Source organism: Altererythrobacter sp. GH1-8 (assembly GCF_043702085.1).
Classification (GTDB): Bacteria; Pseudomonadota; Alphaproteobacteria; order Sphingomonadales; family Sphingomonadaceae; genus Erythrobacter.
On sequence record NZ_CP171690.1, the window covers coordinates 1,785,174 to 1,808,882 of the forward strand.

The 23,709-nt window shown below is 59.2% G+C and carries 26 protein-coding genes; 13 read left to right on the forward strand and 13 right to left on the reverse strand.

Features of this window, described 5'->3' with window-relative positions:
- Window positions 1–197: 197 nt before the first annotated feature.
- The 3 genes from ACG9DO_RS08700 to ACG9DO_RS08710 are packed head-to-tail and all read right to left on the reverse strand — an operon-like array spanning window position 198 to window position 1,668.
- Window positions 198–473: a hypothetical protein gene (locus ACG9DO_RS08700; RefSeq protein ID WP_173214113.1), complete on the reverse strand. Its 276-nt coding sequence runs from the start codon at window positions 471–473 to the stop codon at window positions 198–200.
- 44 nt (window positions 474–517) lie between these two features.
- On the reverse strand, window positions 518–985 hold the full coding sequence (locus tag ACG9DO_RS08705; RefSeq protein WP_011413847.1) for a DUF411 domain-containing protein: 468 nt from the start codon (window positions 983–985) through the stop codon (window positions 518–520).
- Window positions 982–1,668 carry a class I SAM-dependent methyltransferase gene (locus ACG9DO_RS08710; protein ID WP_011413848.1) on the reverse strand — a complete coding sequence of 229 codons (687 nt, stop codon included), beginning with the start codon at window positions 1,666–1,668 and terminating at the stop codon, window positions 982–984. Before ACG9DO_RS08710 ends, ACG9DO_RS08705 begins: the two co-directional genes overlap by 4 nt.
- 149 nt (window positions 1,669–1,817) lie before the next feature.
- Here ACG9DO_RS08710 and ACG9DO_RS08715 point away from each other — a divergent pair, with 149 nt between their 5' ends.
- The 7 genes from ACG9DO_RS08715 (at window position 1,818) to ACG9DO_RS08745 (ending at window position 7,624) form a co-directional block, all read left to right on the forward strand.
- On the forward strand, window positions 1,818–2,114 hold the full coding sequence (locus ACG9DO_RS08715; protein ID WP_173214115.1) for a hypothetical protein: 297 nt from the start codon (window positions 1,818–1,820) through the stop codon (window positions 2,112–2,114).
- A 3-nt stretch (window positions 2,115–2,117) separates the two neighbouring features.
- Complete coding sequence (locus tag ACG9DO_RS08720; protein WP_173214117.1) at window positions 2,118–2,552, forward strand: periplasmic heavy metal sensor; 435 nt, start codon at window positions 2,118–2,120, stop codon at window positions 2,550–2,552.
- 15 nt (window positions 2,553–2,567) lie between these two features.
- Complete coding sequence (locus tag ACG9DO_RS08725; RefSeq protein WP_325064488.1) at window positions 2,568–3,125, forward strand: RNA polymerase sigma factor; 558 nt, start codon at window positions 2,568–2,570, stop codon at window positions 3,123–3,125.
- A gap of 48 nt (window positions 3,126–3,173) precedes the next feature.
- On the forward strand, window positions 3,174–4,982 hold the full coding sequence (locus tag ACG9DO_RS08730) for a copper resistance system multicopper oxidase (protein ID WP_173214121.1): 1,809 nt from the start codon (window positions 3,174–3,176) through the stop codon (window positions 4,980–4,982).
- Window positions 4,979–6,292 (forward strand): copper resistance protein B, encoded by a 1,314-nt coding sequence (locus tag ACG9DO_RS08735; protein ID WP_173214123.1) that lies wholly within the window; start codon window positions 4,979–4,981, stop codon window positions 6,290–6,292. The genes ACG9DO_RS08730 and ACG9DO_RS08735 overlap by 4 nt, the downstream gene beginning before the upstream one ends.
- Window positions 6,293–6,383: 91 nt before the next feature.
- The gene (locus ACG9DO_RS08740) at window positions 6,384–6,869 is read left to right on the forward strand and encodes a nuclear transport factor 2 family protein (protein ID WP_173214125.1); all 486 of its coding nucleotides are present in this window, start codon (window positions 6,384–6,386) and stop codon (window positions 6,867–6,869) included.
- Window positions 6,870–6,889: 20 nt separating this feature from the next.
- Window positions 6,890–7,624: a PepSY domain-containing protein gene (locus ACG9DO_RS08745; protein ID WP_234030082.1), complete on the forward strand. Its 735-nt coding sequence runs from the start codon at window positions 6,890–6,892 to the stop codon at window positions 7,622–7,624.
- 13 nt (window positions 7,625–7,637) lie between these two features.
- On the opposite strand, the gene ACG9DO_RS08750 is transcribed toward ACG9DO_RS08745, so the two are convergent.
- Window positions 7,638–8,078 carry a hypothetical protein gene (locus ACG9DO_RS08750; protein ID WP_173214127.1) on the reverse strand — a complete coding sequence of 147 codons (441 nt, stop codon included), beginning with the start codon at window positions 8,076–8,078 and terminating at the stop codon, window positions 7,638–7,640.
- 93 nt (window positions 8,079–8,171) lie between these two features.
- On the reverse strand, window positions 8,172–8,459 hold the full coding sequence (locus tag ACG9DO_RS08755; protein ID WP_173214128.1) for a hypothetical protein: 288 nt from the start codon (window positions 8,457–8,459) through the stop codon (window positions 8,172–8,174).
- Window positions 8,460–8,661: 202 nt separating this feature from the next.
- Between ACG9DO_RS08755 and ACG9DO_RS08760 the strand changes: the two genes are divergently transcribed.
- The 6 genes from ACG9DO_RS08760 (at window position 8,662) to ACG9DO_RS08785 (ending at window position 13,688) form a co-directional block, all read left to right on the forward strand.
- Complete coding sequence (locus tag ACG9DO_RS08760) at window positions 8,662–9,075, forward strand: hypothetical protein (protein WP_234030083.1); 414 nt, start codon at window positions 8,662–8,664, stop codon at window positions 9,073–9,075.
- 232 nt (window positions 9,076–9,307) lie between these two features.
- Entirely contained in the window at window positions 9,308–9,961 is a 654-nt protein-coding gene (locus tag ACG9DO_RS08765) for a DUF2231 domain-containing protein (protein ID WP_394727026.1), read from the forward strand.
- An 8-nt stretch (window positions 9,962–9,969) separates the two neighbouring features.
- The gene (locus ACG9DO_RS08770; protein WP_367001478.1) at window positions 9,970–10,380 is read left to right on the forward strand and encodes a hypothetical protein; all 411 of its coding nucleotides are present in this window, start codon (window positions 9,970–9,972) and stop codon (window positions 10,378–10,380) included.
- Window positions 10,381–11,074: 694 nt separating this feature from the next.
- Entirely contained in the window at window positions 11,075–12,757 is a 1,683-nt protein-coding gene (locus tag ACG9DO_RS08775; RefSeq protein WP_394727028.1) for an AAA family ATPase, read from the forward strand.
- Between the two features lie 74 nt (window positions 12,758–12,831).
- Window positions 12,832–13,056 carry a hypothetical protein gene (locus ACG9DO_RS08780; protein ID WP_394727030.1) on the forward strand — a complete coding sequence of 75 codons (225 nt, stop codon included), beginning with the start codon at window positions 12,832–12,834 and terminating at the stop codon, window positions 13,054–13,056.
- Window positions 13,057–13,187: 131 nt separating this feature from the next.
- Window positions 13,188–13,688, forward strand: a complete 501-nt coding sequence (locus ACG9DO_RS08785) for a GNAT family N-acetyltransferase (RefSeq protein WP_394727033.1) — start codon at window positions 13,188–13,190, stop codon at window positions 13,686–13,688.
- A gap of 183 nt (window positions 13,689–13,871) precedes the next feature.
- Here ACG9DO_RS08785 and ACG9DO_RS08790 read toward each other — a convergent pair whose 3' ends face one another.
- From ACG9DO_RS08790 to ACG9DO_RS08825, 8 genes are all read right to left on the reverse strand, one after another.
- Window positions 13,872–15,671, reverse strand: a complete 1,800-nt coding sequence (locus tag ACG9DO_RS08790; protein WP_394727035.1) for a DEAD/DEAH box helicase — start codon at window positions 15,669–15,671, stop codon at window positions 13,872–13,874.
- Window positions 15,672–16,331: 660 nt separating this feature from the next.
- A complete protein-coding gene (locus tag ACG9DO_RS08795; RefSeq protein WP_394727037.1) occupies window positions 16,332–16,934 on the reverse strand; it encodes a 3,4-dihydroxy-2-butanone-4-phosphate synthase in 603 nt (200 codons plus the stop codon).
- Window positions 16,934–17,509 carry an NADPH-dependent FMN reductase gene (locus ACG9DO_RS08800; protein ID WP_394727039.1) on the reverse strand — a complete coding sequence of 192 codons (576 nt, stop codon included), beginning with the start codon at window positions 17,507–17,509 and terminating at the stop codon, window positions 16,934–16,936. Before ACG9DO_RS08800 ends, ACG9DO_RS08795 begins: the two co-directional genes overlap by 1 nt.
- A complete protein-coding gene (gene glpD / locus ACG9DO_RS08805) occupies window positions 17,506–18,582 on the reverse strand; it encodes a glycerol-3-phosphate dehydrogenase (RefSeq protein WP_394727041.1) in 1,077 nt (358 codons plus the stop codon). The genes ACG9DO_RS08800 and glpD overlap by 4 nt, the downstream gene beginning before the upstream one ends.
- Before the next feature lie 10 nt (window positions 18,583–18,592).
- The gene (locus tag ACG9DO_RS08810; protein WP_394727043.1) at window positions 18,593–19,696 is read right to left on the reverse strand and encodes an LLM class flavin-dependent oxidoreductase; all 1,104 of its coding nucleotides are present in this window, start codon (window positions 19,694–19,696) and stop codon (window positions 18,593–18,595) included.
- Complete coding sequence (locus ACG9DO_RS08815) at window positions 19,696–20,610, reverse strand: aldo/keto reductase family oxidoreductase (protein ID WP_394727044.1); 915 nt, start codon at window positions 20,608–20,610, stop codon at window positions 19,696–19,698. Before ACG9DO_RS08815 ends, ACG9DO_RS08810 begins: the two co-directional genes overlap by 1 nt.
- Window positions 20,607–21,620, reverse strand: a complete 1,014-nt coding sequence (locus tag ACG9DO_RS08820) for a LacI family DNA-binding transcriptional regulator (RefSeq protein ID WP_394727046.1) — start codon at window positions 21,618–21,620, stop codon at window positions 20,607–20,609. The genes ACG9DO_RS08815 and ACG9DO_RS08820 overlap by 4 nt, the downstream gene beginning before the upstream one ends.
- On the reverse strand, window positions 21,617–23,626 hold the full coding sequence (locus tag ACG9DO_RS08825; protein WP_394727048.1) for an alpha-glucosidase: 2,010 nt from the start codon (window positions 23,624–23,626) through the stop codon (window positions 21,617–21,619). Before ACG9DO_RS08825 ends, ACG9DO_RS08820 begins: the two co-directional genes overlap by 4 nt.
- Between the last annotated feature and the right edge of the window lie 83 nt (window positions 23,627–23,709).

The following is a 23,709-nucleotide window of genomic DNA, read 5'->3' on the forward strand; positions in this document are numbered from 1 at the left end:
GATGGTCTCCCGTTCAAGAAAGATCATGCCGGACAGTACGTTCAGCCGGGGCTCATCCCTCAAAAATATTTCAGGACAAATCCGGAGGGTTGCGTTTTGCTCGGGGCGCTCGAGCAAATTGCGGCCCAAAGCGGACTGCTTGCGCAGCTGAAAATGCTCGGCGAGTATCAAGGCACGCGTCCATCGCCGCCGATTTACTACGTCCTGAACCGGTTACGGAAAAATCGCAGCAGTGGCACCCCAATGACCGCGATGTACCAACCGTACAGAAAGCTGCCGAGAGCGCCTGCCAAAAAGCCCGAGAGGGTTAGCCATTCGAAACCGGGAAGCAGCGGCGCCCACGCTTCGTGCATGTGCACCTGTTCGGGCGCGAGCAGGCCGAAACCGATGCAGATCAGGTAGCTGAAAAGCAGGAAGAGGCTGAGTGTCCAGCCCCATATGAGAATTGAGGTTTTGACCGAATAGTCCGACATGATGGTCCTCCGTTAGAGTTGGCGCGAAAATGGCTTGTCCATAGTCACGGGTAGGATGCGAACACGCTCCGCCCGCCTGGGCCGAAGGCGATGACATCATAGGGCTGCACCTGCTCTCCGACTTCCATTCCGGGCGAGCCAAGCGGCATTCCGGGCACAGCCAGGCCAGCAACGCCTTCGGGGCGTTCGCGCAATAGCTTCGCGACGGCATCGGCCGGCACGTGGCCTTCGATGATATAGCCATCGACTTCCATCGTGTGACACGACCACAGATCCTGTGGCACACCCTTGGCTGTCTTGAGCGCAGCCATGTCGTCGGTGTCGACCGAGGCGACCTCTGCTTCGAGCCCATGTTCGACGTGACCGGCCCAGCTGAGACAGCAGCCGCATCCTGCGTCGCGGAACATCGTGTAGGTCGCGGCCTGCGCTGCATTCGAGCAGGCTGCAAGGGCGAGGAGGAGCGAGGCCGCCAGCGAACGGCGTAGCGGTCTCGAATCTTTCGTGAGGTTCATTGGACATTGCCTTTCTTGATGCCGCGCCAGAGAGAAATGGTTCCGGTCGCGGTATGGATACGATCGAGCAATTCGGCGTCTGCGAAAATCTCGGCGAGCAATTTCTCGACGGCTCCGTCGGCGCTCGGCTGGGTGTCCTTCACGCCGTCGAGAAGCTGAACGCTCGAACGGAACAGCGCGCGCATGACTGGAGCATCCTGCCCCATATAGTCGGCAATCAGCGCCATGCCCCCGGGGGCCAGCAGGTTCTCGATCTGCTCGAGGATCGCGCGTTTTTGCGAAACGGGCACCTGGTGAAGGACGAGACTGCTGACGATCTTATCTGGTTGCCAGCCGTCGGAAAGCTCGAGACTGTCAAGAAAGCCGTTGTGCCACCGGACCATATCGACTCCGGCACCGAATTTGCGCTGCGCGATCGCCAGCGCGGCGGGGTCTGGCTCAACGCCGATGAAGCCGGCTTCGGGACAGCTGGCCATCAGCGCTCTGAGCAAGGTCCCGGTGCCGCACCCGACATCGATGACCTTGTCGCCCGGCACCAATACGGCCTCTTCGACGATCGCGCGGCGCCACCGGCTCTCGCGCGTAAAGATTGCGATCGCGCGGTCATAGAACGGCGTGAGCCAGCTTTTGCCCAGCGGCGGAGTGAACTCGCGTTCTTTTGACGGAACTGCCGCGCTTTTCATGCCATGGCTCCCATTCGACGCTGGTACATACCGCTGTTGCTACAGATATCTCCTCTTACGCGTCGCCAACCCGCAGCCCTCAAAAAAGAAACTTGAGGGTTTGCGCGAAGTGTCGCGTATAGGAACCGTGCAACCGACAGGAGCAAGGGATGCGTGAAAATCAGACACTCGATGCGATGCTCGGCACCATGGCCTCGCAGAAGGCTGGCGACGTGCCGCCCGACTTCATGAACGGCGTCTGGCAGCGCGCGGGACAGCTTGGCGAAATTGTCGATCAGCGACGCAGAATGGCCTTGTTCGCCGGTCTGTTTGTCGTCGGGCTGGCAGCTGGCGCAGGGACCAGCGGATGGCCTTCCGAATATGGCGCTCCTACAGAAATTGTTGGCGAGAGCCTCGTTGGCGGAGAATCCCTGTCACCCGCTGCTTTGCTTCATGTGGGATCATAGGCGTTGAAGAAGTTTCACCTTGTCCTCGCGGTTCTGCTGGCGGCGCTCGCCGGATGCCTCGGAGCGCTTGCCGCCGATCGCTGGTCCAACGACGATGCGGAGGACAGCCTGCACCAGTTCGTGCACGATGAACTCTCGCTCACGGCTGACCAGGAGGAGCGGCTCGATGCGCTCGAAGCGCGTTTCGCGGTAGAACAGGCAAGGCTCGAAGCCTCTGCGCGCGCAGCCAACGCACAGCTCGCCCAGGCAATGGAAACCGAGCACGAATACGGGCCCGAAGTCAGTGCCGCGATCGACGAGGTGCATGCGCGCATGGGCGAATTGCAGAAAGCGACCGTGCGGCACGTCTTCGATATGCGGGAAATTCTCGATCCCGATCAGCAGCTCCAGTTCGACCGGAAAGTGTCCGCGGCCCTCACGCGCGATCCGCGTGACTGATCAGCCTTGGCAGCGGTGGATGACACTTCGAACGCAGCGCTGATCGGGCGGGCAATAGCCGGTGACAAGCGGGCGTTCACAACTCTCGTCGAACATGAGATCGCCCGGTTGATCGCGCTTGCCACGCGTATGCTGGGTTCACCATCGCAGGCCGAAGATGTCGTCCAGGACGGTCTCGCTTCGGTCTGGCTGACACGGCATCGCCTCGACCCGAGCAAGCCCATCGGTCCCTATTTGACGACAATCGTTCTCAACAAGTGCCGCGACAAGCTTCGCCGGAGGAAAGTTGCGGGCTTCCTTGGCTTGCCGAGCGGCCGGGAAGCCGACGCCGTTGCCGACGATGCCCCTAATCCCGAAAATGTTGCCGGAGCCCGCGAACAGCTGCGGCTGGTCCAGGTCGAAATCGGGCGCTTGCCGGTGCGGCTGCAAGAGGCGCTCGTGCTGGTCACTGTCGAGGGGTACAGCCAGGCCGAGGCTGCCGAGCTGCTCGGCACCACGGAGAAGGCCGTCGAGACGCGCATCTATCGCGCGCGCAACCGGCTGAAGGAGCGGTTCGAAAACTTTGAGGGGTAGCGCAGGTGGCCGCGTAAGTGACGGTATACGCATTTTCAGGAGCCCCCTATGCCAGCCGTTAATCGCCGAAAATTTCTTGGAACAGGAGCGGGGGGAATAGGCCTGCTCGGCCTCGCCGGTGCAATGCCGGCATGGGCACGCGGTGCGAACATCTTGGCGGGAAACGCCCGCAAGGGGCTGGACGAGGTAGCTGGACCGAATATCGACCTCACTGTCGCGCGATCAGCCTTCGCGACCGGCAACAGAAGCGGTGGAGCCATCGCCGTCAACGGCTCGATTCCCGGCCCCTTGTTGCGCTTGAAGGAAGGTACAACCGTCCGGCTCAACGTCCATAACCAGCTCGAGGAAGACACCTCGATCCACTGGCATGGGCTGCTCGTGCCATTCGAGCTCGATGGCGTGCCGGGTGTGAGTTTTCCGGGCGTCAAACCGGGCGAAACCTTCACTGCGGAATTTCCGGTGCGCCAGTCCGGCACCTACTGGTGGCACTCGCATAGCGGCCTGCAGGAACAGGCTGGGCACTACGGCGCTATCGTGGTGGATCCGGCGGGGCCCGATCCGGTTCAGGCCGACCGTGAATATATCGTGGTGCTGAGCGAATTCAGCGAAATGTCGCCCCACACGATATTCGACAAGCTCAAAAAGGGCGAAGGCTACTTCAACTACAACCAGAATACCTGGACCGACGACTATCCGCTTTCGGGCGAGGATCGCCGTATGTGGGCCAGAATGCGCATGATGCCTACCGACATCCTCGATGTGTCGAGCGCTGCCTACACTTACCTCCTCAATGGTCACGGACCGCTCGACAACCTGGAATATCTCTTCCGCCCGGGTGAACGCGTGCGGCTGCGCTTCATCAATGCCGGCGCCATGACCTTTTTCAATATTCGTATTCCCGGCCTGCCGATGACCATCGTTCAGGCGGACGGGCAGAACGTCGAGCCGGTTGAGGTCGACGAGTTTCAGATCGGCGTGGCCGAGACCTATGACGTCGTCGTGACGCCGGGCGCGCAACAGGCATACACGCTGGTCGCTGAGTCGATGGACCGCTCGGGCATGGGTATTGCCACGCTGGCGAGCGCACCCGGCGCGCGCGCCGCCATTCCGCCGCTGCGCGATCCACCGCTCCTGACCATGGCTGACATGGGCATGAGCGGCATGGACCACGGCTCGTCTGGCGACGCCGGCATGTCGGGTATGGACCATGGAAGTGGCGGCGACATGGCAGGGATGGACCATGGTTCTTCCGGCCAATCCGAGATGGCAGGCATGGCCGGAATGTCGGGTATGCAGATGCGGGATACCTCGCTCCTGCCACCCGATGTCAAGGTCGGTCCCGGTCTCGACATGGTCTCGATGAACCCGGTCGACCGTATGGGCGATCCCGGCATCGGTCTCGCCGATGTCCCGCATCGCACGCTCGACTATCGCAAGCTGCGCGCTCTGACGCCGCACCGCGAGGGCCGCACGCCGTCACGGCGAATGGAAATTCATCTGACCGGAAATATGGAGCGCTACATGTGGTCGTTCGACGGCAAGAAGTTCTCCGCCGTCTCCGACGAGCCGATCCGTTTCGCCTATAACGAGCGCGTGCGCGTGAAGCTCGTCAACGATACGATGATGGCGCACCCCATTCACCTGCACGGTCATTTCTTCGAGCTGGTCAATGGCGCATCGGCCGATCGTCAACCGCTCAAGCACACGGTAATCCTGCAGCCGGGTGGCAGCGCGCAGTTAGATCTGACGGCGGACGAGCCGGGCGACTGGGCTTTCCACTGTCACCTTCTCTATCACATGCATGCCGGGATGTTTCAGATCGTCACGGTCGCCAATCCCGACGGGAGCGAAGCATGAAAATTCGTATTGCCAGCCTGCTCGCATCGGTCGCAGCCGGCTCAGTTCTCGCCTCCCCCGCGGCGGCGCAGCATGCCGGTCATTCGCCGGCGGAGCCGCAGCAAGGCGCCGAGGCGCAGGCTGACGCGAAGACAAAGTGCGAGGAGGAAGCCGAGCGCCATCGCGCGATGGGGCATCCGGTAGCAGATGGAGCATGCGAACCGGCTGCTCAGTCTGAAGCCGCCATGGACCACTCCGAGATGGATCATTCAACCATGGATCATGGTTCGATGACCGCTCGGGACGGTCATTCGAGCATGACAATGCCGATTGACGCTGCCCGTCCACAGGCATCGCCCGAAAGTCATGAAGGAATGGATCACGGCTCGATGCCGCAGGGCAAGCCTGCCGAAGGCGCGATGGATCGTTCGCAGATGAATCACGGCGAGATGGGACAGGCGGAAGCCAGTTCGTCGATGGACCATGGGCAGATGGATCACAGCCAGATGAACCATGGGCAGACGCCTTCGCAGGACATGCAGGGCATGGACCATTCGGCGATGCAGATGGGCTCGGATGCCGATATCCCGCTGTTGCCGCCTCCTCCAGAAGCAGGGAGCGGCCCAGCGCGCGCGGCGGTTGCGATCTGGGGCGAGGAAGCCATGAACGAAGCGCGGCGCGAACTTGTCCGCGAGACCGACGGCGGGATTCGCTTCTGGTTTCAGGGCGACAGGCTCGAATACCGCGCCCGCGATGGGAAGGATGGATATCTGTGGGACATCCAAGGATATTATGGCGGTGACATCGACAAATTCTGGTTCAAGTCCGAAGGTGAGGGCAGCTTTGGCGAACCCATAGAAGGCGCCGAGGTCCAGGCGCTCTGGAGCCGCGCCATTGCGCCCTTCTTCGATTTCCAGGCGGGTGTTCGCCAGGACCTCACCGCTCCGGAGCGCACCCATGCGGTGATCGGTATCCAGGGTCTCATGCCGTACCGCTTCGAGATCGATGCCGCGGCCTTCGTCTCCACCAAGGGCGATGTGACCGCGCGTATCGAGGGCGAGCTCGACCAGCGGATCACCCAGCGCCTTATCCTCCAGCCAAGGGCGGAACTCGCGCTATCGGCACAGGACATTCCCGAACTCGGTATCAGCGCAGGTCTCGACCGGATCGAGGCAGGTCTGCGTCTTCGCTACGAGTTCGGACGCGAATTCGCGCCCTATGTTGGCGTTTCCCAGGAATGGCGGATCGGTGACAGCGCCGATTATGCCCGCGCCGTAGGGGAAGACCCCAGCGTGACGAATTACGTCGTAGGCTTACGATTCTGGTTTTAAGAGAAGGAAATATACAATGAGAACAAGACTATCTCTAAGCGCGGTCGCCCTGGCCTTGGCTGCAGGGGGCGCTCCCGCCCTGGCACAATCCATGGACCATTCGGCGCATTCGGAACATTCGGTATCAACGCCGATGGACCATACGGAGCAGGGCATGAACCATGCCGAGCATATGTCTGCGATGAACGACGACGTCGCTGGGGCAGAAGCGGTTCTGACATTATATCGCGATGCCCTGACGTCGCGCGATGCAGAGGCCATGGCCGCGCTGTTTGCCGAGGAATCCTTCGTTTACGAAAACGGCAAGGCGGAAGGCAGCTTCACGCATTACATGGAGCATCATCTGGGACCGGAACTCGATGCAATAACCAGCTTCACCTTCGGCGAACCGACGCTCGCAGTCACCCGGATGGGACATATGGCCTATGGCCGCGAAACGTACACCTATCGGATCGAACTGGCCGACGGCCGCGTGATCGACCGCGAAGGCGTTGCGACCTCGGTGCTCGCCCATGATGCGGATGGCTGGAAGATCGTTCAGTACCATTCATCGTCACGAGCGCCGCGTAACAACTGATTTGATCGGGGGAACACCGATTGGCGACTCGCTCTTTCAAGCTGCGTCTGCATGTGCTGGGCAGCAAGCTTCACAAATGGCTGGCGATCTTTGTCGGCGTCCAGGTGCTACTATGGATGGCCACCGGGGCGCTGATGTCGTTCCTCGACATCGAAGAGGTTCGGTCCGAACATGTCGTTTCGCGCGCGCCGGAGGTCCTGCCCGCTGATGCTGTCATGCCCCAATGGCTCGATAGCAGCGAGGGGGTGGTTTCCCTTGCGACGCGCGCGGTCGGCGGCAGGGCCGTGACCGAGGTCCGTCGGGAAGATGGAAGCGTCACGCTCCGCGATCCGGAAAGCGGCATGCTCCTCTCGCCTCTTCCCGCTGCGAGCGCACAGGCCATCGCCCGACGTGCCTGGACCGGGCCGCGAACCACCATAGCGAAAACACTTTTCGTGGAAGACGCAGTCGGGACCGAATTCCGCGGTCCGTTCCCGGCGTGGCAAATCACTTACGGCGATGAGGATAATACCCGCGTCTACATCGATGCATCGAGCGGCTCGGTGCTCGCTGCCCGCAGCGACACCTGGCGCTTGTTCGACTTTGTCTGGGGGCTGCATATCATGGACTGGACGCAGCGCGACCGGATCAACAGCTGGTGGCTGCTACTGTTCGGGATCGGCGGGACAATCATCGCGGTTTCGGGCTTCGTGCTGCTTGCCAACCGGTTTCCCAAGATCAGGCGGCGGGCAAAACCTGTGCCAAATGCTCCCTGAAGCCGCTCCTTGTTCAATCAGGTTCGACGCGGGCAAAGCGGATCAGCAGGATCGTTAGTGCGGGTACGATCGTCCACATTGCGATCGGGATCAGCGCCAGTCCCGTCACTGGCTCGTGTGGCATTAAATCGCTGTAGCGCCAGCTCAGGAAGCTGTTTGCAGGAAGCGACGTAGCGATCATTTCGACGGCGATGGCGACGACAAGCCCGAAGCCGAAATAGATCGCATAGGGTAGCTTGTCTGACTGCCAGGGCCACGCGTGCCCGCCGCGCAGTGCAGCAAGGCTATAAGCTGTGAGCAGGATCACGCCATCGCCCAGGCTTGCGATGCCGCAGCGAATGGTCTGCTCATAAGTCTCGAGATTGCCCGGCTTGAAAAACGGCATCTGGAAAATCTCCCAGACGAACGCGATCAGGCTTCCACAAATGAAGATGAGCCAATGGGTTCTGGTCATGCTGCGGATACGCCGGAATGATGTGCGCAAGGAAATAGCGGCTGGCCGGAGTTCCACGTCCTGCGTAACGTCTTTGCTGCCCCAAAGCCTGGATCAGTCACCGTCTTCGCGCCTCTCGGTCTTGGCCATGCGAGCAGCGCGTTCGAGAAATTTCCGCATGTCACCTGCTGCCAGTTCGGTAAACGGATGCCGGCTCGCCTCAGGGCGCGGTTCGATCATGTCCGCACGTTTCCTGATCCGTTCGATTTGTTCATCGCTCGCCCCGGACAAAAGCCCGAGAACTATGTTCTCGAGAGTTATGAGGCGCATGCGCATTTGCACCAGCTCGGCATGATCGGGCTCCGGGATATCCCAGCTGCCGTCCTCATTGACCGTGCTCACGACTGCTTCTCCGACAGCTCTGTTGTCACCATGATCTGTTCCATTCATCTCTACCGGCTTCGGTTAAAAAGGGTGACCGAAAAACACCATTCCTGCAACCGGCTGTGCCATCGGCTCAGCCGTCTCCGGTGGGCGCGGAAATTGTTTGAGGGGAAGAGATGTTGGCTGCGTAAAGAGAATGAATGCGCACAGCACCCATCGCATGACCGACGTAAGGAAATCGATTATAAAACGGACAGCTCTAGCTCTCATTCTCGCCACTGGCCTGACAGCCACTCCGGCGATGGCCCAGGAACAGCATGACCACGGAGCTCAGGCTGCGGCACAGCAGCAGGATCACGCTGGCCACATGATGCAGGATTCGGAGGCCATGGCGGCGCATCGCGAGAAGATGGCTGAAATGCGCGCGCTGATGCAGCAGGCCCACGCGGCGAGCGATCCTGCCGAACGCCAAAGGCTTATGGCCGAACATCGTGCAAAAATGCAAGAGCACATGGCGGGCATGATGCAGGGCGGCAATTCCGATATGATGGCGGCCTGTCACCAGCGCATGATGATGATGCACGATATGATGGAGCAGATGGCGGCTCACCAGAACATGGCGCAAGACGATTAGGAGATGGTGGCCGGACTCTCGCTCGTGCCTAAGGCCGGCCGCCCTCTTAACAAGGCTGTGATATTGGCAAGAGACCCGACCCCCTCATGAGTTAAATTTGGACCCTCACGCGCCGAGGATCATCACGCTCCATCACCGCAAGAGATGAGGGTTCGCAGAGCAATACAGACACAATAGGTCGCACGACCATCGCCAAGACCGGAACCCTTAGAGAATGAAAAGAATACAATTCATGGCTATTGTAGCTGCCAGCTTGCTCATCGTCGGACCAGTTCAGGCTCATGGCGACGAAAAGCATGGCGAAGAGACGAGCGCCGCGCCTGCCGCCGCGAATGGCGATGCGCATGACCAGGCGGCCATGGCGCAGATGGGCGACGGCGGAGCGGTCGGCGAGCCCTCAGCCGCGCACGACGAAGCAAGTGGAGGCCATGACGAGGCTGGTGGCCATGCTGATGAGGGCGATTCCGGCGTCATCGCCGTCCTGAAAAAACTGCATCCGGCGACCATCCACTTCCCGATCGCCCTGTTTCTCATGGCTGCTGCCACCGAGTTGTTCGTCATGCGCCGGAAAGATGCAGGGCTTGAGAGCGCGGTGCGCGTACTCGTCCACGGCGGAGCAATCGGCGCAGTCGTCGCAGTCCTGTTCGGATGGATCCACACCGGCCTTTGGTTCGGCGGCGATGCCGTCATGCAGGTCCATCGATGGAACGGGATGCTGATCGCGGTCCTCGGTCTGGCGATGGCCTATCTGGCGAGCCGTGCTTCCGCGAGCCGGACCGCGCTTCGCGCCGCAATCTTTGCCATGGCCGCTCTAGTGCTGGTGCAGGGATTTCTGGGCGGCGAGCTTGCGCACGGTGCCAATCATCTTGGTATCTCCTGGCTTTGAAGGATAGAATGATGCGCAGATCGAATCGGAACGGGTTTGTTGCCCCCCTTGCTGCGGCGGCACTGGGGCTAGGGCTCGCTGCATGTGATCAGACGCAGGACACTTCATCAGAAGCTGAAGCCTTGCCACTGTATACGGCCCCGCCGACCGAGAGCACAGGTCCTGGCGAAGGCGAAAGAGACAACGCTGCCTCTCCCGCTGGAGAGGCCAACACGAACCGGTCGGATGAAGCTGTGACTGCCGGTAGGCAACCAGACCGACCGGCGAGCACTCCGGTAGTAGCGCCGTCACCTGCGGCCACTCCCCCGCCGATGAATGCGAAGCCTAGCGACACACCCGATCCGCATGCGGGCCACAATATGCCGTCCATGCCAGACCATGACATGTCCTCGCTGTACGATCGGGCGGATGGTTCATGACCTGGCGTTTCGCCTTCTGATCGGCCCGAAAACGGCCGACGCTCCTTTCACCTGTCACTACGAATAACATGTCATCGTTTGCCAAAGGCGCTTTATCTCATCTGTCCGATTCTGGGGGTATTGATGGGGGTATTTGCAAGGTGATTCAAAAAGTTGATTAGGTAAATCAGCATGTTATACGCTCCCTATATTTCCCTCCTCCGCTACCAGGATCTCGTTACGTGGATGGCAGATTAGGGGATAAGCGCCTCATTGGCGGCACCCGGATATGCCAGCGTCGCAGTTTCTAGGACATCGCTATACCGTCTGATTTTAGTAGACTCTTGAGTTCGACTGAATGTCGTGTTCTGGGTGGGACGCGGACGTCTTTATGATCTCTTTCCCGACACCAAATCCTGCTTTCCCATAGATGCCGACCACAGAAAATAGGCAACGACGATTGACAGGTATCAAGGACTTGCCACTCTCTTCCTGATCTAGGGAAAGAGCTAAATGAGGCCATAGGGGTGTCGAAATGCATGAAGATACTGGGCTGCGTCTACCAGCGAATGCCTCAGGACCGCAGCTTGATAGAAGCAGAATCAACGCAGCGCCAGTCTGGTTCGATGAGTTCAATTCTGGGTTGAATCGGCGCGTCCATTTCGCTGTCACAGGAAACCTCCGAGACTTGTTTCCTTTTGCTGCTAACGACCGAATGGACTTCCTCAGCTTCGAGGAAGTGCTCTGGCGCATTGGTCGCGATAAGGGCTTTGATGGGCTAATCATTTACGACCCTGATGCGGGGCTGCGACTGCATCGCCAATGTGACGAATGTCCGGCGAATGTAATTGCCGAAACAAGCATTCCTTTGGGCAGAGCGATTGGGAACCCCGAAGAATTCGTTCGGATACATAAGGCAATCACAACTACCTCCACGCCGCGCCTGCTGTTTCTCGTCGACTATGCTTCGCATCTCTTCGAGGCACACCCCTTCGGGCTTTCCGAAGTTCTTATCGAAGCGCATCATTCGGCACAGCAAGCCCTGAACCCGGCAGAATCGAGTGTCAGCCCGACAGTCTGGCTGATCGACAGGCCTGGCGATCTACCTGCCTGGTTCACCAGCGGCAATGATACGCTGCGCGAGGTCTTCGTTGAGCTTCCAAACCTCGAGGATAGGCACGTCTTCGCCAAAACACTTCTGCCGATGTTTTGCGACTACGATACTTTAGATGATGCCGAAATCTCGGCCTTCCTTGAGCAATTTGCGCTCGAAGCTGACAGCTTGACCCTCGTAGGTATGCGCAAGGTTGCCGAATTGGCTCATGGCGAGAAGATCGCAACGAAGGACATTGCTGATGCGATCCGCATGGACCGTCTCGGAACGCGCCGCAACCCGTGGAAATCGGAGATCATGCGAGCCAGAGTGGCTAGAGCGGAGGAGATCTTGTCCAAGCGTGTAAAGGGACAGAAGCGTGCGATTGAGAAATCGCTGGATATCCTCATCCGCTCGATCGTGGGCTTGTCAGGTTCGCAGACCAGCTCCCGCCACAGTCGCCCTCGTGGCGTGCTGTTTCTTGCTGGGCCAACGGGTGTCGGCAAGACTGAGCTTGCAAAGGCAATTACCGAGCTCCTTTTCGGTGAAGACACAGCGTGTCACCGCTTTGACATGTCCGAGTTTATGGAAGAGAACTCGATCAGCCGGATGATCGGCGCGCCACCAGGCCACCCCGGGCACGAGCACGGCGGCCAATTGGTCAATGCGATGCACAAAAAGCCTTTCAGCGTCGTGTTATTCGACGAAGTAGAAAAGGCGCATCCGCGCATTCTCGACATGTTCCTTCAGATACTCGATGAAGGCCGCCTCACTGACTCGCGTGGATCGACTGCATACTTCTCAGAAGCACTTATCATTTTCACGTCGAATATTGGAATGATTGGCAAAGACCACACGCAGAATCTCGGTATGAATATTCTGCCTGGAGACAGTTATGCAGAGCTTGAGCAAAAGCTAATCGAGGCCATCCGTAACCATTTCCGCATCGAACTACACCGACCGGAGCTTTATAACCGCCTTGGCCAAAACATCGTTGCGTTTGAGTTCATTAGCGGAACCGTAGCCTACGAAATATTCCTCGCAATCATTGGGCGGGTTAAGGACGCGGTTCGTGCAGAACACGCAGTCGAAGTGATAATCGAGGATGAAGCACTGGGCCAGATACGCGACCTTTGTCTCACCGACTGGTTCGAAGGCGGTCGTGGCATCGCCAACCGTATCGAGACCCACTTCATCAACCCATTAGCACGCGAGATCTTCCGTCTTCACCCCAAGCGCGAGCTCACGGTCTATTCAGCACAAGAGACGAATGGTCGCACGGTGCTCAACTGTACGGAAAGTTGAACGGCAACTTAGCGCCAATTGCAGACATTCTGCTTCTTTATGGTAATTTGAGACCTCCAGTTCGGGAGAAGTCAGTGGCGAAGGACAAGATCAAGGGGCCGTTAGGGCCTATTATGCTAACGCTTCTTGTCGGCGTTGCGATATTCATGGTCTTTGTGACGCAGTCTCCAGACTTGGCCTTACAGTTCAGAAGACCGGAAAGCTTCTATGACAACATGTTTGGAAAGGTCGGCATCGCATTACTCTTTGCCGTTGTCGTGTCCGGCATTGTCGCGTTCGTTCGAAGCCTTCTGAAATAGTCCCATTAGGTGAGCCTGAGTAGTCTGCCTGGTAGTGGACAGACCGCTTCGCCGTCGAGCGAAACGAGAAAAGCCGGCAGCCTGCTAACGACCCAATTGAAGTCATTCCGCCTTGGGTGCATGCTTTAGGCATGGAAATACGATCAGAACAGCTTCAAGATGAATGCGCAATATCTGCGATCATCACTGCCGCATTTCTTGGTGCTAAACATAGCGGAGGGGACGAAGCTGAGATCGTCGAGGTTCTGCGCAAGTCAGGGAATTTGACGGTTTCACTCGTCGCGGTCCTCGACAATACAGTCGTCGGCCATGCCGCATTCTCACCTGTATCGATTGATGGACATTACCGTGGATGGTTTGGGCTTGGCCCAGTCGCAGTGAGCCCAGATCGTCAAGGCAAAGGTATCGGGGCGGCATTGATCCAAAACGGCCTACAGCGTTTGCGCCAGCAAAAGTCATTAGGGTGCGTCGTTCTCGGTGACCCGCACTACTATGCGCGATTTGGGTTTGTCGCTGATCCAAATTTTAGCCTGGCGGGCGTGCCGCCCGAGTATTTTCAACGGCTAGCTTTTAGTGGACAATCCAATGTTGGCGGAAGGGTCCAATACCACTCGGCATTCGGCAGTAGCTAACGTACGCCTTCGACCCAATTGCGGACATAAGGCTAGAGGGTAGGGTGGGTCGAAAGCAGACGGCCTTTGAGCCGATGTCAGTCTACGTAGACGCGTCTACCAGCCGCTCCCGTTGGAATCATAATCCGCGTGTCGGGGGTTCGAGTCCCTCCTCCGCTACCAAACAAACCACAAGCTGATTGGCTAGTTTGCGTGCTTCTTGGGCGAGCCCTTTCCAGGTGAGGGCCTCTTGCCTTTATGTGGCTTGCCCTGTTTACTGGTCTTGTTGCCAGCGGCTTTTTCGAAACTCTTGAAAGCGGGTTTTGCCTTGAAACTTGTGGAATCGCTCTTGTTTCTGGTGAACCGCTTGCGATTGCTCTTTGCTGCATCGCGCGGACCGGTTTCCGACCGTTCGATGATAACCGGATCCTCCTCGCTATCTGCCTTTGCTGATCGGGCAGCAGCATCGGCAAACTTGTCGGCGATAGCGCTAGGGATCTGGAAATAGGTTTCATCTGGGCCAATACGAATTGCGCCCACTTCGTTGCGGGAGATGTGGCCGCGCCGGCACAGCAACGGCAGAACCCAGCGCGGGTCCGCATTCTGACGTCGGCCCAACGGCATGCGGAACCATACGGTGTCCTCAAAGCCGGGGCGGTGACGATCCTTTTGTGCGTCGCGCCGCGCGTCAGGCGTGTTGGCGATCAACTCTTCCGGCTCGGGCATGGTCGCCCGGTGCGCCTGCACCAGCATGGCGGCGATTTGCGCCGGGGTGCGTTCGGCCAAGAGCCGTTCGACCAATTCGCTGTCGCCTTCGTCCATTTCAACTGGCTGAAGCAACTTTTCGAGCAGCCGCTCACGGTCCTTGGCCTTAATCGCCGCGCGGTCGGGCGCGTCAATCCACTCTGCCTTGATTTTGGCATGACGCAGCATACTCTCTACCCGCTTGCGGCGCGAGAACGGCACGATCAGGACCGCCGTGCCCTTGTTGCCCGCGCGGCCCGTGCGACCCGACCGGTGCTGCAAGGTCTCCGCATCGCGCGGGATTTCCGCGTGGATCACAAGGCTCAGCGTTGGCAGGTCAATCCCGCGCGCAGCAACATCGGTGGCGACGCAGACGCGAGCACGCCGATCACGCAGCGCCTGAAGCGCCTGGTTGCGTTCAGACTGAGAATGCTCGCCTGACAGGGCAACGACCGCAAAGCCGCGCTCTTGCAGCGTGGCGTGGAGGTGGCGCACCTTTTCGCGCGTGGCGCAGAACAGGATCGCGGTTTCCGCTTCGTGATAGCGTAGCAGATTGACAGCGGCGTTTTCGATCTCAGGCGGGGAGACTGTCACCGCCTGATAGGAAATATCACCGTGGCCTCGCCCTTCGCTGATTGTGGCAATGCGCAAGGCGTCGCGCTGATATCGCCGCGCGAGCGCCTCGATGGGGCGGGGCATGGTGGCGGAAAACAGCAAGGTGCGGCGTTCCGCGGGGGTCGCGTCGAGGATCTCCTCCAGCTCTTCGCGAAAGCCCATGTCGAGCATTTCGTCTGCCTCATCGAGAACCACAGCTTTCAAGCCTGACAGGTCCAGCGCACCGCGTTCCAAATGGTCACGAAGTCTGCCCGGTGTGCCGACTACGATGGTCGGTCCTGAGCGTAGCACTTTGCGCTCCCCCTGGGGATTCATGCCGCCGACACAGCTTGCGATGCGTCCACCCGCCTTGCGGTAAAGCCATTCCAGCTCGCGGCTGACTTGAAGAGCAAGCTCCCTTGTCGGCGCAATTACCAGGGCAAGCGGCCGGTCTGCATATGCAAGGCTATCGCAATCACCCAACAGATCGCTTGCTATTGCAATGCCGAATGCAATCGTTTTGCCCGATCCAGTCTGAGCGGAGACGACAAGATCCCGCCCGACTGCTTCTGGTTTCATGACCTCGGTCTGGACAGGTGTTGCGGATGCATAGCCGCGTTCTGCAAGGGCGGCCTCAAGGCTGGCGGGAAGGGCAGGAAAAGTCATTGTGTCGGCCTAATATCAAGGAGATATGCCCAATCGTTATTCAAGTGGGCTTTCCGCTCTCGGAAATTCGAGCGTGCGCGCAATCAAATCTGCGTGCTTGGCCTTCCCATAGGGATGGAAATCGATCTTGGCTTGCGAAAAGTGGACTTAGCCTCGTTTGGCCGAGATTTCGTGTACTCGCGATCGCAATCCGTGTGTCGGGAATGCGCATCTCTCTTCCGCAAGCATTCTCGAATGCACATGCTTCTACAAAACTAAAAAAATCATGGTGACACGGGTTTATCGCGTCTGCTTGCGTCTGCTTGTATTCGCTTGCAGCCCGATTTGGAGCGAGGTCATTGTGAGGGAAATGTCCGGGGAGCGGAAAAGGAGCGATACACTTAAGCTATGCACACAATGGCACTGAGCAAGATGCAAATCGAAAAGGCGAAGGAGGCATTGGCGGAGGTCAAAGACCCTATGGTTGATAAGCCCGGACGTGTGACCCGCCTCGATTTGCCGGAGGCTATTTGACTTGAGCTGCACTGCCATGCGGAGCTCGTCCAGCATGTCGGAGTATCGGGCTTGTTCAGAAAGGCCGGATCGGCCCGGCAGGATTGGCAATGGTAGGTGGAGGTCCCTGTCTGCAACGGATCCTCAATCTATTGGCGGGCCATACGGTCAAGGGGCGGATCGCGGGCCGATCAACTGGGAAATGTCCGCGACTGGCAATCCGTACTTGGCGATGAGGTCACTCAGATCCTCAAGCCGCGCCATTTCACCGTCGTCGCGCATGATAGAACAGATCACGGCAGCATCGCCTGCTCGGGCCATTCTGCACAGTTCAATTGCGGCTTCGGCCGCCGCCGGGCGCTGATGCACGCCGCCTTCTGCGGTGATCAATGGGAAGACATGCCCAGGCGAGACGAGATCGCTCGCGCTGGCATCAGGATCCGTCGCTACTTTTATGGTATGTGCCCGGTCTGCAGCCGAAATGCCCGTGGTCACACCGCTTGCAGCCTCGATAGAGCGACCATGCGGTCGACCCGATTGCTGGTCGCGGCCTGGATTGATCAGCCCTATCCCGAGTTTCAGTGCCGTTGCCGGGGTAAGGGCTAGGCAAATGAGGCCGCGGCCGTGCGTTGCCATGAAGTTGACGGCTTCAGGCGTGACATGCCTTGCCGCGACGCAGAAGTCGATGTCGCCACCGCGCAGCCGGTCGCCAGTTATGATTATGAGGCGGCCTTGCGAAAGCGCTTCCAGCGCATGATCGAGGCTCTCCATCACGCACCCGTATCGAGCGAGGCAAGGGCGCGCGCACCGCGAAAGGTCTGTCGCCCGACCATTTCGATCTGAAGCCTTGCGCGGTCTTCCAGGCATTCACCGTCGGGTGAGAAGAGCCCCTGATAAGTCCGGATTGTCGCCCCCATCGGGGTTGGCCAACCACGAAGTGCGTGGACGATGCTCCGCAGGGTCAAAAGCGTGCTCATAGTAGCCTGATCGCCATAGGCAGTCGCTATCAAGCCTACCGCACGCCCATCAAGATAAGGCCGCTCGTCCTTGGCGAGGTCTTCCAGATAATCGAGCGCGTTTTTCACAAGGCCTGAAATCGTGCCATGATAACCCGGCGCTGCGACGATTAACCCATGCGCTTGCTTGACCGCCTCTACCAGTTCGGCACCGCTACCAGGCTCATGGCCCTCACCCCGGTAATGGGGAAGCTTGCCGAGATAATCGCCTCCGAATACTGATATTTCGGCGCCTTCGCCTGCTGCCTGTGCAGCAGCGAGGCGGAGGGCCTGTTCCGTCGTGCTTCCCGGATTGACCGTTCCGCCGATTCCGACGATCCTGATGCTCATGCAATAGCCTTTTCTTTGAGATATTCCGACAAATGTGCCGTTTCAACGGACGACATGTGGAGGCCCAGCTTGGTCCGACGCCAAAGTATATCATCCTTGGAACAGGCCCATTCCTGCGCCATGAGGTAGTCCACTTCGCATTGGGTAAGCCCTTGCCCTAAATGCTCGCCGCAGTCGTTGAGGGACGCTGCATCTCCGAGGATGGTCCAGGCAGTCGTGCCATAGGCGTGCAGCAATCGGTCGGCCCAGTTCCGTTCGAGGAAAGGATAACGAGCCGTGAGCTCGGCGATTTTCACTTCTGCAGAGCCGACCGGAAGGTCGCCTCCCGGCAAGGCGCTGCGGTCCGTCCAGCCACCGCTATCGATGGATGGCACGCGTTCTTTCAGCTTGTCGACAGCATGCTGTGCCAGCTGTCGATAGGTGGTGAGCTTGCCTCCGAATACCGACAGCAGGGCGGGGCCTTCGTTTTCGTCGGACATCTCCAGAGTATAGCCCCTGGTGGCCGCTTCAGGCCTTCCCGAACCATCGCCGATTAGTGGACGAACGCCTGAAAAGGTCCAGACGACATCAGCGGGGGTTACTGGCGTAGTGAAGAAACGGCTGGCGCCTTCGCAAAGATAAGCAACCTCTTCAGCACTTGCCGTGACCTCGTCCAATCGGCCTTCGTGGTCGACATCGGTGGTGCCGATCAGCGTGAAGTCACGCTCATAGGGGATCGCAAATAAGATGCGTTCGTCGGGCAGCTGGAAGAAATATGCGAATGAATGGTCGAAGAGCTTTGGCACTACAATGTGCGAACCGCGGACCAGCCACATACTGTTTACTGCCGGTTGATCGGCCAGCCCGAGCAGTTTCAATACGGCTGGGCCGGTCGCACTGACCACGGCACGTGCACGGAATGTCTCGCCGCCGGCTTCGATCCGCCATTCTCCGTCTGTGCGAGCCAGCCTACTCACTCGGCAGCGGGTGCGGATTTCCGCACCGCGATCTGCAGCATCGCGCGCGATGCCGCAGCCGTTCACGCCGCCTCCGATGACAGCTAAATCGAACAAGCGGGAAGGGGAGCCTGCCATTCGGCCCTGTTCAGAACTGCAGAGGGCCGTGTTCAATTTGCGGCAAGACGTAGCGGGCAAACATGTCGCACTCATTCACGTGGGGGTAGCCAGACAGGATGAAAGCTTCGATCCCTTCGGCCTGGTAGGCGCGCAGCTTGGCCAGGACCTGGTCGGGTGTTCCTACGATCGCGGCGCCACAGCCCGAGCGAGCGCGGCCGACCCCGGTCCACAGATTTTCCTCCACGAAACCGTCGCCATCGGCAGCGCTGCGCAATTCGGCCTGTCGCTGCACACCGTAGTTCTTCGCATCGAGCGATTTTTCCCGGATCGCGCGGCCTGCCTCGTCATCCAGTTTCGAAAGCAAGCGGTCAGCATAGGCGCGAGCCTCGTCCTCCGTTTCCCGGACGATCACGTGCACACGGTAACCGAACTTGAGAGAACGACCGTATTTTGCTGCACGCTGCTTGAGGTCGGCGATATTCTCGCGAACCTTGTCTATCGTGTCGGGCCACATCAGGTAGACATCGCAGCCCTCTGCCGCGCACTCTCGCGCTTCATGGCTCAGCCCGCCAAAATAGAAGGGTGGGCACTTGCCCGAAATTGTGGTGATCCGCGCGGGATCGAGAGTGAGCTGATAATGCTCGCCTTGATGATCGAGATGCTCGCCGTTGAGCAGCGTACGAACGATTTTCATCACTTCGGTCGCACGGCCGTAACGCGGCCCGCCATCCATTTTTTGTCCCGGCATATCTGAAGAAATGATGTTCACATTGAGCCGACCCTGCGTTCCTGACGCATCCGGCCCGAGAATGCGATCAAGCGTAGCGATCCGGCGGGCGAGCTGTGGCGGCCAGTCCTCACCGATACGGGTCGCCCACAAGAGCTTCATACGCCGGATTTGTGTCGCAACTGCAGCAGCGAAAACGGTGGTGTCGAGGCCGAGCTCATAACCCGAAGGCAGGAGGATGTTGTCGAACCCGCCTTCCTCTGCTCGCAAAACGATGTTGCGACAATGCTCCCAGCTCGATTTGAGGTATTTGTCGGGTACTCCCAGGAACTCGTAGTCATCGTCGCACAGGGCCGAAAACCACGCGATTTCACACTGTTGCCCGCTGTCTTCAATGTTTGTCATCAGGGAAGCCTCTCTCCTCGTGCGGCGACAAGCACCGCATACCAATCCTGCCGTGTCCAGCGCATGGCGGTTGCCTGTGCCGCTTCGGCTATCCGGTCCGGGTTTTGTGATCCGATGATCGGAACGATCCCTGCGGGATGCGCCATCAGCCAGCTGTAGGCTGCTACCGACCGGCTGACTTCTGCTTCTTCCGCGATCCTGTCGAGCGCATTGGCCACTGCGCGGTCCCGCTCATTCTCGGCATGAACCAGGCGCCCACCGCCCAGGGGTGACCAGGCCAGCGGGGTTAGCCCCATTCGCATGGCCTGATCGAGTTCGCCATTCGCTAAACAGGTGATGCGCAGCGGGCTTATTTCAGGCTGTGTCGAAACAAGTCCATGCCCAAGGAAGTACTGAAGCGTGTCGATTTGCGCCGTAGTGAAGTTCGACACGCCAAGCGTGCGGATCTTGCCCGCGGCCACGGCATCGTCGAGCGTGCGTGCGACCTCTTGCGGGTGGGTCAGGATATCGGGCCGGTGGATATGGTAAAGGTCGATCGTATCGACCTGCAAGCGGCGCAGTGACGCTTCGATCGCGCTGCGCAGATAGTCCGGAGACTGATCATAGGGCAGCGGAGGCATGATCCCACCCTTCGTGGCGAGCACCATGCGGCCGCGCAGTCCCGGTTCTGCTGTGAGCACTTCGCCCAGCAGAGCCTCAGCGTCGCCAAATCCGCCACTGCCGTCGAAGCCGTAGATGTCGGCGGTATCGAGCAGAGTAATCCCCGCATCCAGCGCGCAGTGTAGCAGCCGCGCAGCATTTGCAGCAGTGCGTCCGTCCTCGGCGAGGCGCCACATGCCCCAAGCGAGGGATGAGATCACGATATCGCTGCTTCCAAGCGTTCGAGTGGGCGGTATGGCAGGCATGAGGCTCATTCAGTGTCCCTTCTCGGCGGTGCAACGGAGGCCCGCTCGATCAACTGGTGTGGCAAGCGGCGATGGCTGATCTCTCCGCCTGAGATGAGGATTTCAGCAGCAGTGCGGGCAAGTTCGGCCATCGGCTGGTGGATAGTGGTCAACGGTGGCCACACGGTTCGTGACAGTGTAGTATCATCGAACCCAGCAACCGAGAGATCGTCGGGCACTTCGATCCCGCGATCGTGCGCCACCGCCAGCACGCCAGCTGCCATGTCATCATTCGCGGCAAAAATCGCCGTCGGCGGCTGAGGCAAGTCAAGCAGAACGCGCGCGGCACTCACGCCGCTATCGAAATCGAATTCCCCATCGCAAACCAGTCCCGGTTCGAACGAAATGCCCGCGCGGTCGAGCGCACGGCGATAGCCGAACAAGCGCTCCTCGCTCGCCATGTGGCTCTTGTGGCCTTTGATGAATCCGATGCGGCGATGACCTGCATTGATAAGATGCGTGGTCATGTCGTCGGCGGCTTGCGCGTCGTCCATGAACACTGAGCTGGTCAGCGCGTGATTGGTGCCGGGCGAAATCCTGACAAAGGGAATGTCGAGCTGGTCGAGCATCTGCAGTACCGGCTCGCAATCGGTTACGGGCGAGGAAAGGATTATTCCGTCGACATGGGTCTCCGTCACCAGTCCGCGCACTTGCTCTCCAACATCGGGGTCGTCGACATCGACCGGCTGGGCGAGCAGCCGGATGCCCCGCTCATGGCACTCATCCCAGCAGCCTTTCTGGATCTGGAACATGTAGTAGGGGCTGTGATTGTCATAGATCAGAGCAACCTGATTGGATTTCGCACCTGAGAGGATGCGAGCTGCCACGCTTGGGCGAAAGTCGAGATCTTTCATCGCCGACTCGACCCGCTCGCGGGTATCGACACTGACATAGGGGTGCCCATTTAGCACGCGGCTCACCGTCTTCACAGCAACGCCCGCCTTGACCGCGACATCTTTGATGGTTGCGCGCTCGTTCATGCCGAGATTTCCTCTCCGAGGTTCGCGAAAAGACCAGCGTAGGTACTGTCGGGCCGATAGAATACGGGCGGACGTCCAATAGGCGCTGCGATCTTCAGCACACCCGGTTCAAACTCCTCGCTGGTCCACAAATGACGCCATGGCGCTTCGCCTGGCAAGATGACATGCCGCTCGACCGCGCCCTCCTCTAAGACGGGAGCCACCAAGAGATCCGCTCCGTATAGGAACTGGTCCTGCACGGCAAATAGCGCTGGATCATCTGGATAATGGAGGAACAGCGGTCGCTGCGCGGGAAGACCGCTGGTTGCTGCTTCCCTGCACAGTTGTCGGACATAGGGGGCGAGGCGAGCGTGCACCCGGCTCCAGCGAGCGAAGCAGGCGAGCAATTCAGGGGTGCTGTCATATTGAAGATTGTCGTCGGGCCGATTGCCTTCGTGACTGCGCATGACTGGTGCAAATGTTGCAAGTTCGCACCAGCGCTGCATCAATTCTTCTGTACGAACATTGCCGTGGAGAGAGGTGTATCCGCCGCAATCAGAGTGACTGTATGCATTCCCTACAAGTCCAGCAGTCAGCGCTGCGGTAATCACGGTGCTGATCCCGTCATGCCGCGTGAAATCAACCGACTGGTCGCCGGCCCACAGTAGCGGACAATCTTTCTGCACGCCCGAAAATCCCGCGCGCATGAAAAACAGCGCGTCGCCGGTCTTGCCGCGGCTCGCGAGCGCCTTTGCATTGACCTGCGCCCAAAGCACGGGCCAGCGGTTATGTGCATCCATCGGGTCAGAGCCGTCAGCAAGCCGCAGGTCGGTTGGGAGGTATTCTCCAAAATCGGCCATCCATCCGGCGATTCCATTGTCGAGCATTTCGCGGGCCAGTACGCGCTCGCCGAACCAGTCACACGTTTCCGCACGGGTGAAATCAACTACGCCGCATTCAAACTCGCCAAAGTCTACGAGATAAGCCTCGTCGCTGTCGAGCCTGAGGCACAAATGGCCTCCCGATTCCGCCTCCCGGTAGAGATCGCCGTCGATGCAGAGGTAGGGGTTAGCGTAAGCAAGGAACCGGATGCCTTGCTGGACCAACTCGCTGATCCGATCTGGTAATTGTGGATAGCGAGCCGCACTTCGCTCCCCGAGATGCCAATCCCAGAACAGCCTCCGGCCGAAGCTTGTCTCGCGAATTCCCGCCCAGTCCTCACACCAAAGCGCTGAAACGTTGGCATCGGCTGCGAGGAAACGTTCGAGCCTCTTGAAGCTGTTGGCACCGTCCTTTAGACCGATGATTGCACCACCAATTGCCCAGTCAGGCAGTTCAGGTTGGCGACCAAAGCGGGTCGAGAGCTGAGAGACCAGACCCATCGGCCCTTCATCGGCGAAAATCTCGAATCGCGCTTCTCCGGCCCAGACCTCGACCTCGTGACGCGCGGGATCGGTAAAATCGAGTGCGCTATAGCAGCTTGCGTCGAGATGCATTGCCAGCCAGCGCGAGGTAAGGAAAGTCGGCTGGGGGTAGTTTGTGTTCCAGTAATCCCCGCCAGCCATTCCGGCAGCGTCCATCAGCCTTGTCAATTCTGTCGACTTGTCGCGGCCGACCCCAGGTTCGCTGGTCCAGATCGGAAAGCGTCGGCCGTTCAGAGCAAGGTAGCTCAACTGTTCGCCACCGCCCCATACGCACTCCCCGGGCTCTGCGTGAAAACGTACCCAGATGCGGTCGTAAGAAGGCACGAGGGCTCTGATCACCAGTCCGTCTTCGGAAATCTCCATGCTGGCCACCGACTCCCCGCCAGCGAGCAGTTCAACGCGCTTTGAGGATGTCTGCCATTCGGAGGGTGTAAGGTGTCCTGAAGGACGGTCTTCTATGCGAAAGTTGCCTCGGTACATTTCGACCGTCGCGGCGCCACGGGCTATGACCACCGCTGGACAGGATGGGGAATGGCGCAGCACCAGCCGTGCTCCAAAAAAGAGCTCAAGCGCCTCTCCGTCAGCCTGAATCCGCAGATTCATGCGGGATTTCCCTTCAATTCAACCGTCGCCTCGCCGATTTATCACTCTTGTAGTCAGCTCGTATGACAACGCTTGACATATCG